Here is a 12,524-nt window from a genome sequence, read left to right as displayed (position 1 = left end):
GCCGAGTTTCGCAGGCCCCGGAGGCAATCGTTAATATGTCACAACTGCCAGCAATCGCCTTCGCTGTCATGGACTTGGAGGGTTTTGCCACCTATCACTGGGCCAAGACTATTGGGACGGGGCGATTTCATGCCAAATTCGTTGAAAGCTACCCTGCTGGGAAGCGTCGCCGCGATGCTGGCGGGGCTGACAGTGCTGAGCGCACCAAGCGCCACTGCCGAAAGCATTCCATCCTATAATCTCTACGGTATGCCCGGCCTGATCGACATGCCGACGGCGGAAATGGCGCCCGATGCGACGCTGTCTACCACTTTGGGCGGCGGTGGCACGCAAGCTCGCGCCACGCTTAGCTTCCAGATCGCGCCGCGGTTGACCGGTTCGTTCCGCTATTCGCGGATCTCTGATTTCAGCGCTGCCGGCTCGGTCAATGGCGTCTTCTACGACCGCAGCTTCGACCTGCGTTACCAGCTGGTGCGCGAAGGCGACCTGATGCCCGGCGTCACGGTCGGCCTGCAGGATTTCATCGGCACCGGGCTTTATGGCGGCGAATACATCGTCGCCACCAAGGAGGTCTACACCGGCCTCCAGGTTACCGGTGGCATCGGCTGGGGTCGGCTTGGCTCTCGCAATCCGCTGTTCCAGACCGGCGACCGACCGGAAGAGCTTCTGGGCGAAGGCGGCCTGCCGACCGTGGACCGCTGGTTCCGCGGCGATGCGGCGGCCTTTGGCGGGGTGCGCTATGCGCCGACTGAACGACTGGCCTTTACCGCTGAATATTCCTCGGACACCTATGCGACCGAGCGCCGCCTCGGCAAACACGACGATGGCTCGCCCTGGAACTTCGGGGTCGACTACCGCCTGCGCAGCGGCGGACAGCTGTCGCTCTATCACCTCTACGGCAATACTGTCGGGGCGCAGGTCAGCTTTCACACCAATCCCAAGACTGCTGCCGTACCCGGCGGTGGCGAAAGTGCACCGGTGCCGGTTGCGCCCCGGGCACCCGGGGCGGCCCGCGATCTGGGCTGGGTCAACACCGACACCGGCAGCTATCGCACCTCGCTCAACACCGCGATGACCAATGACGGGCTGGTGCTCGAAGGCATGAGGCTTGAACCGCGCCGGGCCATGGTGCGGATGCGCAACCCGCGTTATGGCGAGGTGGCCCAGGCCGTCGGCCGGACCGCCCGCGCCATGACCCGCGTGCTGCCCGCCTCGATCGAGACCTTCGAGATCGTGCCGGTGCTCAACGGCATAGCTCTGTCTTCGGTGAGGCTGCAACGCTCGGACCTCGAGGCGCTGGAACACCGCGACAATGCCGAGATCCTGGCGCGCACCGCCATTGCCGACGGGTTCGGCCGGGCGCCTTCGGCCTTTGACGATCAATTTCCCAGCTTCGGCTGGGCAATCGCGCCTTACACCCAGCTTTCGGCCTTCGACCCCGAAAGCCCGGTGCGGGCCGACCTCGGCATTCGCGCCAAGGCCACCTATCGCCCGACTGCCAGCCTCGTGCTCTCGGGTTCGGTCATCAAGCGGCTGGTCGGCAACCTGGCAGACAGCAACCGCCAGGATGACGACGCCCTGCCGCTGGTACGGACCGAAAAATCCCGCTACTCGCGCGAAGGCGACCCGGCGATTGAACGCCTGACACTGGCGCATTACGGACGCGTTGCGCCGAATGTCTACAGCCGCGTCACCACCGGCTACCTCGAAGAGATGTATGCCGGTGTCTCTGGTGAGCTGCTGTGGAAACCGGTCGACAGCCGCCTGGCGCTGGGCGCTGAACTCAACTACGTCAAGCCGCGTGATTTCGACCAGATGTTCGGTATCCGTTCGTCAGAGACCCGGACCGGCACCATTCCCGACCTCAATGGTCATGTTTCGGCCTATTACGATTTCGGCAACGGCTTCCACGGACAGCTCGATGTCGGCCGCTACCTTGCCGGCGATTACGGCGCGACGGTCACCGTCGACCGTGAATTCGTCAACGGCTGGCGCGTCGGCGCCTATGCCACCGTGACCAACGTCAAGTTCGAGGACTTCGGCGAAGGCTCGTTCGACAAGGGCATCCGCGTCACCATCCCGCTGGGCGCGGCCTCTGGCCGTCCCTCGACCCAGCGCAGCACCTTCAACATCCAGTCGCTCACCCGCGACGGCGGCGCCCGCCTTAACGTCGAGGACCGGCTGTATGAGCAGGTGCGCGACTACCACGAGCCCGAAATGGCCAAGAGCTGGGGCAAGTTCTGGAGATGAGCGTGACCTACGAGCAAAAGCAGATCCGCCGCTTTAGTGCCGGCCCGTTGGTGGCGCTGGCCTGTGCCTCGGTGCTGGCCGCCTGTTCCGGCGGCGAGCGTGTAGGCTCGGACCGCGGCGATATCATCCGCAACTCGCTGACAAATCGGCTGTCCGGCAAGACCGCGCAGGCGCCGAGCCGCATCACCCCCGAACAGGCAAGCCAGGCGGCAGCCCTGGCCACCCAGCCGTTGATGCTGATCGAACTGCCTCAGATCGGCTCCAATGCGCTGATTGCCAAGATCGGCGAAAACGGCCCGGTCGAGACCTTTGCCACCGCCAGCCGCCAGACGGTTTCCACTCAGAACGGTCTTGTCCGTGGCACACGCGGGCTGGGCGGTGATCTGATGTCGGCGGATCTCGGGTCCCTGCCCCACCTGGTGGCCAACCGCCGCTCCGGCACGACCCAGCGCGAGCTGCGCTTCCTCAATGGCGAAGACATCACCGTACGCTATCGATTCACCTGCGAAGTTCAGGTCGAAGGGCCCTCATCGGTCATCAAGGGCACCACGACCCTGCTCGAGACCTGCCAAGAAAATGGCACTTGGTTCCGGTTCAAGAACAAGTACCACGTCGACGGCCGCGGCCGCGTCGCAGGATCGGAGCAATGGCTCGGAAACGGGAACGGAACGGTCACGCTGCGGCAGCTGCGCTTCTGATTTGACAGGATAACGCTGCGGGCCTTAGCCGGCGCCAAGGCTTTCGCCGGCTTCAGCCGTCGCGACATTGCGGTCGCTTTCGACCCAACGTTCGGCAATCAGGCCGGCGGCTTCGACGTCATGGGTATCGACCGCGCGGCGCACCTCTTGCAGCACATTGGCCATTTCCAGCTCTGACAGGTGGGTTTCCTGTGCCCGCAGGATCTTGGGATGCGGCGTGGTCAGCATGTCGGTGCCGATCAGCAGTTCCTCGCAAAGCTTTTCACCAGGGCGCAGCCCGGTGAACAGGATCTCGATATCGCCGTCGGGATTGGCGGCATCTCGCACCCGGTAACCGGCGTTTTCGATCATCTTCCGCGCCACTTGCCAGATCGAGATCGGCTTGCCCATGTCGAGCACAAAGACATCGCCGCCGCGCGCAAAAGAACCGGCCAGCAGCACCAGCCGCACCGCCTCGCTCACCGTCATGAAATAGCGGGTCACGTCGGTATGGGTCACCGTCACCGGACCGCCATTGGCGATCTGGTCCTCGAACAGCGGAATGACCGAGCCGGATGAGCCCAGCACATTGCCGAAGCGCACCATGGAATACATCGTCCCGGTCGAGCGGGTCGCCAGATCCTGCACCAGCATCTCGGCCAGCCGCTTGGACACGCCCAGCATGCTCTTGGGTCGCACCGCCTTGTCGCTGGAAATCAGGATGAAGCGCTCGGCCCCGTGCCGCCGTGCGGCGTCGGCCACCACCTTGGTGCCCAGCACGTTGTTTCGCAGGCCTTCGATGGTGTTCAGCTCGAGCAGCGGCAGATGCTTGTAGGCCGCGGCGTGCAGAACGACCTCGATGTCATGCTCATCAAACATCCGGTTGACGAGACCCGGCTCGCAGATCGAGCCGAGGATCGGCACGATCTCGACGTCCTTCTGAAAGGCATTCAGCTTGCGCTGGATCTTGTAAAGCAGCAGCTCGGAGTGATCCATCAGGATCAGCTTGGACGGCTGGCACATCGCGATCTGCCGGCTCAGCTCGGACCCGATCGACCCCCCTGCCCCGGTGACCAGCACACATTTGCCTTCATAGGTCTCGCTAACCCCCGGCAATTCCGCCTCGAGGTGGTTGCGACCAAGCAGCTTGGAGAAATCCAGCGGCTTGGTTTCGGTGCGTTTGCCGTGGTCCATCAGCATCTGCGCAAAGGACGGCATGATGTGCACTTCGCAGGCCAGATGGCTCAAACGGCGGGCAATCCGCGCCTTGTCGGCCTCGCTGGCGCCTGGCATGGCAAGGATGATTCGGTCGATCCGCAACTTCTCGACCAGCGGTTCGATGCGGTTCGGCGAGTAGACCCGGAAGCCGGAGACGGTCATTCCATGGGTTGCCGTGTTGTCGTCGATAAAGCCATGCAGCTGCAATTCGATATCGGTGATCAGCGCCGAAGCCAGCTGTTGGCCGGTACGCCCGGCGCCGTAGATCAGCACACGTTTGCGCGATTTGCCCCGAAGGTAAATCCGCACAACAAGCTCGCGTAGCAGCAGCCTGACACTCGCCGAGGCGATCAGAAGGATCATCGACGCGATCACGAAGAGCTGGACAGAGATATATGTACCTACAGCAATGCTGGTGGCCAGACCGGCGAGACCTACCACCACAGCTACCAAAGCCGACTGCATCACGCCCTTCAGCTCGTAGGTGATCAGCTTTTTGCGGTGCAATCCGAGGTAGAGAATAACCGCCAAGCCGGCTGGCAACATCACCGAGAGGTAGGGCAAGCTGGCTCGCAGCACGGCCAAAGTAGGCACCTGTCCGGTCAGAAGAGAGTTGGCGCCGAGAAAAGAGAAAACGATCAGGGAAAGATCAATGGAGGCAATCACGGCGCCTTTCTGGCCCCGGCTCATTCGAACCAAAACACCGCGCAGCATCAAATGTCCCCCTAGAAATATTCAGTCTTCGTAATTTGTTACCAGCAGGTCTTGCACCGTCCGGGTTAGCATAAAATCCTGCACAGGATATAACCTTGATGACGATCCGGCTAGTCTTTGGGGGCATCTGCATATTTCTGCGGCTCCAACGGCGGATTCCCGCCAATCGAAGGATCAGCTGCCGCGCGCCCTGCCCCGGTGAATGCTGATTCGGCGAAACACCGTTGCGAACATCAACCGCAGGTCGAAACAGACGCTCTGGCGCCGGGCATAGATCATGTCGAGCCGCGCCTTCTGCGGCACGCATCGGCGGGAATATGCTGCGTCGGTCTCTTCCCGCGTGCCACAGGCGCCGAGGATGTTCTCTTCGTGGCCGTGATAGACCAGCGTGGCGAGGCCGGTAATCCCGGGGCGACATTTCAGCACCTCTGAATAGAGCTCGGGGAAGCGTTCGACATACATCCGCAATGGCGGACGCGGGCCGACAAAGCTCAGATCACCCTTGAGCACGTTGAAGAGCTGCGGCAGCTCGTCCAGCCGCTTGGCCCGCAGGAAGCGGCCGATCGGGGTGATCCGCTGGCTCTTGTCACCGCCGGAAACGCCGGAATCCGCGTCGGAATTGGTCATCGTGCGGAACTTCAGCAGCCGGAAGGGCTCGGTCGGGGTTTTCATCCGTTCAGAGACATAGAGCACCGGCCGACCGTCCTGCAGCAGGATGGCAATCGCCACACCCAGGATCAGCGGGCTGAGCACCACCAGCAGGAACACCGCGCTGAGGATGTCGAGAAGTCGTTTCTGCGGGGTCATTGTCTTCTGCCGATCCTGCGCCATTCGTCGACGATCTCTGTGGCATCGGTGCTGGGCGGGTCAAGCTCGACCAGCGAGGTCAGCCGCGCGACATCCAGCGCCATCACCGGCAACGCGCCCCTTGGCGCCGGTTTCCAGATCAGGTCGCAGCCAGTGGCGCGGACCAATTCCTCCATCGACACCGGCGCGCGCCCGCCGACATTGAGGATATCAGGCAGATCCCCCACCGGCAGCCAAACCAGCGCATCGACCACCTGCGCCATGGTCGCCAGTTGCAGGTAACTGCGCACCGGGCCGCGGCCGTCGGGAAAGCGATCCAGCGTCACCGCCGGCTTGTTGGCAATCGTGGAAAGCAGCCCGTCGGCGCCCGCAACATTGCCGATCCTCAGGCAGACGGCCTTGGGCTCGGCCCCGCGAAGGGCCTGTTCCATCCGCAGCTTGGCGGCACCGTAGGCATTGCGCGGCGCACATTCCGCTGCCTCATCGACCGGCAGAAGCGAGGGCGAATAGACCGCCGAGGACGAGGCATGCAGCACCCGGTCGGCGCCGCAGGCCAGGGCAATCCGCTGCGCCTCGAAGGCCAGCGAGATATTGCCATTCAGCGCCGCCTCGCCCCCAGATACAGCGCCCCAGAGCGCAAGAACCGCATTGCACTGTGGTAAATAGTCAACATCGCCACCGGACTGGTAAACTTGGTCGACCCCGGGCACCATGCGTCTCGAAACCCAGAAAAACTCCGTGTTTTCCAATGGCTTGGCCTCGACCTGCCGGCGCAGCAGGCGCGCGACACGCCCGGTTGCCCCGAGAACGAGCACTTTTTTCTTCTGCTGGATGCCTGACACGTTTGCGAGCCGTTGATTTTATTGAATTCACAGACTGTTTATCATCCTAAAGTGTCGCTAGAAAGCTGACGAAACAAGCGTCGATATTCGGGAGAAGTCTACGTGGACAAGTTCTTGCGTTTTTTCATTATTGCATTGGTCCTCGGTGTCGCGGCCTGTGGCCCGCTGCCGCGCGGTGCGGCGCTGGAACGCGAGGTCACCAAAGAGGCTCGTGCCGAAGATGCGCCCTTCGATCTTGTCCCCGTCACCCGTCTGAATGCCGCGCTGATCTCGAAATGGCCGGTCACCGGCTGGAGCGGCAGTTTCCACTGGATCGCCGCCAGCCGCGGCCCGCAAAGCCAGGTGCTGCGCCCGGGCGATCAGGTGAACATCCAGATCTGGGACAGCCAGGTCAATTCGCTGCTCACCCAGAACGGATCGAACATCGCCAAGATGGACGGGCTGGTCGTGTCGCCCAGCGGTGCGCTCTTCATTCCCTATGTCGGCGACGTCGTGGTCAACGGGTTGACCGCCGATGGCGCCCGCAGCCGTATCCAGCGCTCGCTCGAAGCGATTGCTCCGGATGCGCAGGTCCAGCTCACCGCCGCGCCGGGCGTGGCCCATGCCGTCAGCGTCGTCGGTGGGGTTTCGAGCCCCGGCAATTACCCCCTGCCCGACCGCAACACCTCGATCCTTACCGTTCTGGCCACCGCCGGCGGCATCAGTCCAAATCTGCGCAACCCGATTGTCACCCTCAATCGCGGCGACTCGAAATACTCGATCCCGGCCAAAGATCTGTTCGACAGCCCGGCCAAGAACACCCGCCTGCACGGCAACGACAAGATCATCGTCCAGCAGGACGAACGGGCCTTCAGCGCGCTCGGTGCTTCGGGCTCGGAAGAGCTGATCTATTTCCCCAAGGAATATGTCACCGCGCTGGAGGCCATGTCGCTGATGGGCGGGATCAACGACCAGCGGGCCAATCCCAAGGGCGTGCTGGTGCTGCGGGAATATCCGGCCAGACACGTGGTCCAGGAGCCGGCGAATGGCCCGAAAAAGCAACAGGTTATCTTCTCGCTCGATCTGACCAGCGCTGACGGGTTGTTCGCGGCGCGGAATTTCCTGATAAACCCCAACGATACCGTCCTGGCCACTGAATCGCCGGTTGTCGCCATCCGCACCGTGTTGTCGCTCTTCGGCACCGCGCTTGGCACCGCCTCAGACGTGGCCAGCACGGCACAAGCCTTGTCCAACTAGTCAAACGCGCCGGTCCCCCTGCTGCACGGGTCCGTGCCGCGGGGAGCCCCGTTGTGAGTAACCGATCTTTCCTGGTGCAGAACGCGCCCTGGCTGGGGGCCGGCGCGCTTCTGGCACTGATGTCCAGTTTCGGACAGACCTTCTTCATCTCGCTCTTTGCCGGCGAAATCCGCGCCGAATTCGGCCTGTCGCATGGCGCATGGGGCGGGATTTACTCGCTGGGCACCACGCTGTCGGCCGCCGTCATGATCTGGGCCGGGGCACTGACCGACCGGTTTCGCGCCCGGGTTCTGGGCTCGGGTGTACTGATCCTGCTGGCTTTCGCCTGTCTCGCGATGGCCTTTTCCACCGTCTGGCTGCTGCCGCTGGTGATCTTTGCCCTTCGGCTGACCGGCCAGGGCATGACGATGCACATTTCGGCCGTCGCCATGGCGCGCTGGTTCGTGGCGATGCGCGGCCGGGCGCTGTCGATTGCCGCCTTGGGCTTTTCCTTTGGCGAGGCGCTGCTGCCCATCGTCTTCGTCGCGCTGCTCGGGGTGTTTGACTGGCGCCTTCTCTGGGTCTTCTCGGCGATGATCGCGGCGGCGAGCGTGCCGCTGCTTCTGCTGCTGCTGCGCCGGGAACGCACGCCGCAAAGCCATGCCGAAAGCGATCATTCCCTCGGCATGGAAGCGCGGCACTGGACCCGGAAGCAGACACTGAACCACCGGCTGTTCTGGTTCATGGTGCCGGCATTGCTCGGGCCTGCGGCCTTCAACACCGCGTTCTTCTTTCAGCAGGTGCATTATGCCGAGATCAAGGGCTGGGCGCATCTCGACCTGGTGGCGCTGTTTCCGATCTACACCGCGATCAGCGTCGGCGCGATGATCCTGTCGGGCTGGCTGCTCGACCGACTGGGCACCGCGCGGCTGATCCCGTTCTACCAGCTGCCGATGGTCGCGGCTTTCATCTGTTTCGCCTATGCTGGCAGCCCTTCGTCGGCGCTGTTCGGCTTCTTCTTCCTGGCGCTGACCACCGGCGCCAATTCGACGCTGCCCAATGCCTTTTGGGCCGAATTCTACGGTACCGCCCATCTTGGCGCGATCAAGGCGATGGCAGCGGCGGTGATGGTGCTGGGCTCGGCGCTGGGGCCGGGGCTGACCGGGGTGCTGATCGATGCAGGGCTAGGCCTCGAGACGCAATACCTTGGCGTTGCAGGCTATTTCGTCTTTTCCAGCGCGATGATGGCGTTTGGCGTGATGCAGGCGCGGCCCAACCTCAGCGTCGCCGCCTGAGATAGACGTAATAGGCCCCGCCGCCACCGTGGCGGATATGCGCCTCGCTGATCTGCAGCACCAGCGGGCCCAGTGGCGGCATCCGCAGCCATTGCGGCACCTGGTGGCGCAAGACGCCGCGGCGCTGCGGGATCGGGCCTTCGTCGGGGCGGCTCTTGCCCTTGCCGGTGATTACCAAGACCAGCCGCATGTCGCGGGCCGACGCACGCTGGATAAACCCCACCAACGCCGGATGCGCCCGGTCGAGCGTCATGCCGTGCAGGTCGATCCGCGCCTCGGGCGTGAGCTTGCCGCGCTTGAGCCGGGTAAAGGCCTTCTTGTCCATCGCCACCGGATCGCCGGCAAGCGAGGCCGAGATCGACGGCGCCAGCGAGTGCCCCGGCGGTTTGGGCTTGGAAGACTGGCCGATCTGAAACGGCGGGATCTGCGGCGTCGGAGCCTGCGGTGCTGGCTCGGGCTTTTTTGGCGCGGCGCGGGTGCTGTCCATGCCACGCGCCTTGTCGAGCGGCGTGGCCGAGCGCGCAACCTGTCCCCAAAGCTCTGCTTCTTCCGGCCGCAGCTTGCGCTTGCGGGTCATTGCACCGATTCCGGCAAGAGCGCATAGGCCCGCTGGATCGGCATCAGCACCACCATCCGCCCCGGATCGCGCAGCCGCCCGGCCTTGCGGCCCGCATCGTCGCCGGTGCCGACAAAGATGTCGGCGCGCTGCGCGCCCTTGATCGCCGATCCGGTGTCCTGGGCGATCATCAACCGCCTGAGCGGCCCACGCCCGTCCTTTTCGATCCAGACCGGCGAGCCCAGCCGCACGATATCGGGGTCGACCGCGATTGAACGCATCGGCGTGATCGACCGGTTCATCGCCCCAAGCGGCCCCTTTTCGGCGGGTACTTCCGAGACTTCGCGGAAAAAGACGTAAGACGGGTTGTGAAACAGCAACTCTTCGCCGTCGATCGGGTTGCGCCGCACCCAGTTCTTGATGACCTGCGCCGAAACCTGGTGCGCCTGATAGACGCCGCGCCGCACCAGTTCCTGACCGACCGAGCGGTATTCGTGGCCGTTCTTGCCGGCGTAGCCCACCCGCACGACCGACCCGTCATCCATGCGGATGCGGCCAGAGCCCTGGATTTGCAGGAAAAACAGCTCGACCGGATCGTCGACCCAAGCAATCTCAAGGCCCCGGCCATCCATCACGCCCGATGTCAGAATCTCGCGCCGCGACAGCCAGGGTCGGTTCTGCGCCTCGCCCGGCATCCGGTAGACCGGCCAGCGAAAGCGGCCGCCGGCATAGCGCGACCCTTCGAGCTCGGGCTCGAAATAGCCGGTAAACAGCATCTCGTCACCGTCTTCCATCAGGACCGGGCGGAACATCAGCTCGAAGAAGGCCTTGCCGTCCTGCATGTCATGCGCCATCGCGCAAAGCGCCTTCCAGTCGGGGCCGCGCATGTCGATGCAGGTGTTGCGAAAGACGCGGAGCGCCGCGTCGTGGTCGTCCTTCTCCCAGCCGTCAAGCTGGTCGAAGGACAGAACCTTGTAGGAAATCTCGGACGCCACGGCCGGGGGACTGCCCATCGTCAGTCCGATCAGGCCGAGAAGACCGAGCAACCTCCGCATGGCACCGGCTCACTCATCCGTTGCCACAAGCAGCCAGTTGGGATCGTCGCTGCCCATGGTGCGGGCAAAGGTCCAGATGTCCTTCTGTTTCTTGACCTGCGTCGGGCTGCCTTCGATCACTTCGCCGGAGTTGTCGCGCACCACCTGGGTGAGCTCTCCGATGAACTTCATGGTGATCTCGGCCCGGTCGCTGGCCTTGTCAAAGGTCGCGCCCTGCAGCGCCAGCTCGCGCACGCCGACAAATTCCGCCTCGATGGTCAGACCCTGTTCCTCGCGCGCCTCGACCACCTCGGCAAAGGTTTCGTAGACGTCTTCGGCCAGGAACGGCTTGATCTCGGCCAGGTCGCCGCGTTCGAAGCCCATCAGGATCATCTCGTAGGCGCCGCGCGCCCCGCCCATGAATTCCGACACGTTGAACGACGGCTCCACCCGCTTCATCTCGGTCAGCGCCTGCGCCGCGGGCGAACCTTCGGGCACGTGATCGATGATGTCGTGATCCGGCCCGCCTTCGATCACTTCGAAATCGCGCTTGGTTTCTTGTGGTTCAGCCCCACGAGGCAGCGGCGGCTTCTCAAAGCCGTCGCGCGTGCCCAGCACGGATTTCAGCCGCAGAATCAGAAAAACGGCAATCCCAGCAAGGACAAGAAGCTGGAGCAGGGGCGAATTCATCAGGACCTCATGAGTGACACACTTTGAAAGCGGATGCTGTTGCACTTATGTAAGCGCAAGGTGGGTGCAAGTCCACCACACCATCTTTCACCTTCGGGGTATCGCCTAATGTATCTTCTGCTGGCCTTTCTGCTCGTTCCGCTGATCGAGATCGCGCTCTTCATCCAGGTCGGGGGTGCAATCGGTCTGTGGCCGACGCTGGCCATCGTGGTGATCACCGCGATCCTCGGCACCTTCATGGTGCGTCAGCAGGGGCGGCATGCCATCGCCAACCTGCAGCGATCCTTCTCGGAACTGCAGAACCCGACCAAGCCGCTGGCCGACGGGGCGATGATCCTGTTTTCCGGCGCGCTGCTGCTGACGCCGGGGTTCTTTACCGATGCGGTGGGCTTTGCCCTGCTGATGCCGCCGGTGCGCGCCGTGGTCTACGACTTCATCCGCAAGCGGGTGAAGGTGCAGCATTTCGAGATGGGCCAGCGCCCCGATCCGCGCCAGCCGCCGCGGCCCGGCCCGCGCGACACGGTGATCGACGGCGATTATTCCGAGGTTTCCGAGGAAAACGACAAGCGGGGCGGCCCTTCCGGCTGGAGCAACCATTGAGCCTGTAACAGCAGACTGGTAAAGCACCTCAAACGCATTTGGGGAGACAAACCATGGCCGAAAACGAAACCGCCGAAAACGGCGCCGCCGCACAGCCGCAACAACAGCAGCAATTGCAGCAGCCCAAGATGAACGTGCTGGCGCAATATGTCCGCGACCTGTCGTTCGAAAACATCCTGTCGCAGAAGGGCACCACCGGCGAGGTGCAGCCCGACATTCAGGTCGAAGTGAACCTCGACGCCAAGAAACGCCAGCTGGAAAACCAGTACGAAGTGGCGCTCAAGCTCAAGATCACCTCGAAGTCCAAGGGCACCAGCGATGTGCTGTTCCTGCTGGAAATGGATTACGCCGGTGTCTTCCACATCGAGAACGTGCCAGAAGACCAGCTGCACCCCTATCTGCTGATCGAATGCCCGCGGATGATCTTCCCCTTCGCGCGCCGCATCGTATCGGACGTGACCCGCGACGGTGGCTTCCCGCCGCTGAACCTGGAAACCATTGATTTCGTTTCTCTTTATCGCAACGAGATCATGCGCCGCCAAGCCGCTCAACAGGCCCAGGCGAAAGCCACGCCGGACGCGTAAGCCGTCTGACAATGCGCTACCGGCCGGGCTTATGCCCGGCCT

12 protein-coding genes are annotated in these 12,524 nt (G+C 63.3%); 6 read left to right on the top strand and 6 right to left on the bottom strand.

The window, feature by feature from the left end; all coding sequences use genetic code 11:
• Positions 1 to 129: 129 nt before the first annotated feature.
• Positions 130 to 2,250 carry a YjbH domain-containing protein gene (locus tag ACN0SE_RS05120; RefSeq protein ID WP_417523414.1) on the top strand — a complete coding sequence of 707 codons (2,121 nt, stop codon included), beginning with the start codon at positions 130 to 132 and terminating at the stop codon, positions 2,248 to 2,250.
• Positions 2,251 to 2,252: 2 nt separating this feature from the next.
• A complete protein-coding gene (locus ACN0SE_RS05115) occupies positions 2,253 to 2,948 on the top strand; it encodes a YjbF family lipoprotein (protein ID WP_417523413.1) in 696 nt (231 codons plus the stop codon).
• A 24-nt stretch (positions 2,949 to 2,972) separates the two neighbouring features.
• On the opposite strand, the gene ACN0SE_RS05110 is transcribed toward ACN0SE_RS05115, so the two are convergent.
• The 3 genes from ACN0SE_RS05110 to ACN0SE_RS05100 form a co-directional block, all read right to left on the bottom strand.
• Positions 2,973 to 4,676, bottom strand: coding sequence for a polysaccharide biosynthesis protein (locus ACN0SE_RS05110; protein ID WP_417523412.1), 1,704 nt, complete (start codon positions 4,674 to 4,676; stop codon positions 2,973 to 2,975).
• Positions 4,677 to 5,033: 357 nt separating this feature from the next.
• Positions 5,034 to 5,666, bottom strand: a complete 633-nt coding sequence (locus ACN0SE_RS05105) for a sugar transferase (RefSeq protein ID WP_417523411.1) — start codon at positions 5,664 to 5,666, stop codon at positions 5,034 to 5,036.
• Positions 5,663 to 6,481, bottom strand: coding sequence for an NAD-dependent epimerase/dehydratase family protein (locus ACN0SE_RS05100; RefSeq protein WP_417523410.1), 819 nt, complete (start codon positions 6,479 to 6,481; stop codon positions 5,663 to 5,665). The genes ACN0SE_RS05105 and ACN0SE_RS05100 overlap by 4 nt, the downstream gene beginning before the upstream one ends.
• Before the next feature lie 141 nt (positions 6,482 to 6,622).
• On the opposite strand from ACN0SE_RS05100, the gene ACN0SE_RS05095 reads away from it, so the two are divergent.
• Entirely contained in the window at positions 6,623 to 7,744 is a 1,122-nt protein-coding gene (locus ACN0SE_RS05095; protein WP_417523409.1) for a polysaccharide biosynthesis/export family protein, read from the top strand.
• Between the two features lie 53 nt (positions 7,745 to 7,797).
• Positions 7,798 to 9,018 carry an MFS transporter gene (locus ACN0SE_RS05090; RefSeq protein WP_417523408.1) on the top strand — a complete coding sequence of 407 codons (1,221 nt, stop codon included), beginning with the start codon at positions 7,798 to 7,800 and terminating at the stop codon, positions 9,016 to 9,018.
• Here ACN0SE_RS05090 and ACN0SE_RS05085 read toward each other — a convergent pair.
• From ACN0SE_RS05085 to ACN0SE_RS05075, 3 genes are read right to left on the bottom strand one after another with little or no spacing between them, the layout of a single operon-like run.
• Positions 9,002 to 9,595 carry a Smr/MutS family protein gene (locus ACN0SE_RS05085; RefSeq protein WP_417523407.1) on the bottom strand — a complete coding sequence of 198 codons (594 nt, stop codon included), beginning with the start codon at positions 9,593 to 9,595 and terminating at the stop codon, positions 9,002 to 9,004. The two genes, ACN0SE_RS05090 and ACN0SE_RS05085, sit on opposite strands and share 17 nt — an antisense overlap.
• Positions 9,592 to 10,587 carry a murein transglycosylase A gene (locus ACN0SE_RS05080; RefSeq protein WP_417523406.1) on the bottom strand — a complete coding sequence of 332 codons (996 nt, stop codon included), beginning with the start codon at positions 10,585 to 10,587 and terminating at the stop codon, positions 9,592 to 9,594. The genes ACN0SE_RS05085 and ACN0SE_RS05080 overlap by 4 nt, the downstream gene beginning before the upstream one ends.
• Before the next feature lie 51 nt (positions 10,588 to 10,638).
• Positions 10,639 to 11,298 carry a Tim44/TimA family putative adaptor protein gene (locus tag ACN0SE_RS05075; protein WP_417523405.1) on the bottom strand — a complete coding sequence of 220 codons (660 nt, stop codon included), beginning with the start codon at positions 11,296 to 11,298 and terminating at the stop codon, positions 10,639 to 10,641.
• A 108-nt stretch (positions 11,299 to 11,406) separates the two neighbouring features.
• On the opposite strand from ACN0SE_RS05075, the gene ACN0SE_RS05070 reads away from it, so the two are divergent.
• Positions 11,407 to 11,898, top strand: a complete 492-nt coding sequence (locus ACN0SE_RS05070) for an FxsA family protein (protein WP_417523404.1) — start codon at positions 11,407 to 11,409, stop codon at positions 11,896 to 11,898.
• Between the two features lie 53 nt (positions 11,899 to 11,951).
• Positions 11,952 to 12,482: a protein-export chaperone SecB gene (secB, locus tag ACN0SE_RS05065; protein ID WP_417523403.1), complete on the top strand. Its 531-nt coding sequence runs from the start codon at positions 11,952 to 11,954 to the stop codon at positions 12,480 to 12,482.
• The last annotated feature ends 42 nt before the right edge of the window (positions 12,483 to 12,524 follow it).

Source organism: Marinovum sp. (genome assembly GCF_048263515.1).
GTDB lineage: Bacteria > Pseudomonadota > Alphaproteobacteria > Rhodobacterales > Rhodobacteraceae > Marinovum.
This window is presented reverse-complemented; position numbering and strand designations above follow the sequence as displayed.

Coding starts and splice junctions, on each gene's coding strand:
- ACN0SE_RS05120 (WP_417523414.1), top strand. CDS start 130: ATGCCAAATTCGTTGAAAGCTACCCTGCTGGGAAGCGTCGCCGCGATG.
- ACN0SE_RS05105 (WP_417523411.1), bottom strand. CDS start 5,666: ATGACCCCGCAGAAACGACTTCTCGACATCCTCAGCGCGGTGTTCCTG.
- ACN0SE_RS05085 (WP_417523407.1), bottom strand. CDS start 9,595: ATGACCCGCAAGCGCAAGCTGCGGCCGGAAGAAGCAGAGCTTTGGGGA.
- ACN0SE_RS05080 (WP_417523406.1), bottom strand. CDS start 10,587: ATGGGCAGTCCCCCGGCCGTGGCGTCCGAGATTTCCTACAAGGTTCTG.
- ACN0SE_RS05075 (WP_417523405.1), bottom strand. CDS start 11,298: ATGAATTCGCCCCTGCTCCAGCTTCTTGTCCTTGCTGGGATTGCCGTT.
- ACN0SE_RS05070 (WP_417523404.1), top strand. CDS start 11,407: ATGTATCTTCTGCTGGCCTTTCTGCTCGTTCCGCTGATCGAGATCGCG.
- secB (WP_417523403.1), top strand. CDS start 11,952: ATGGCCGAAAACGAAACCGCCGAAAACGGCGCCGCCGCACAGCCGCAA.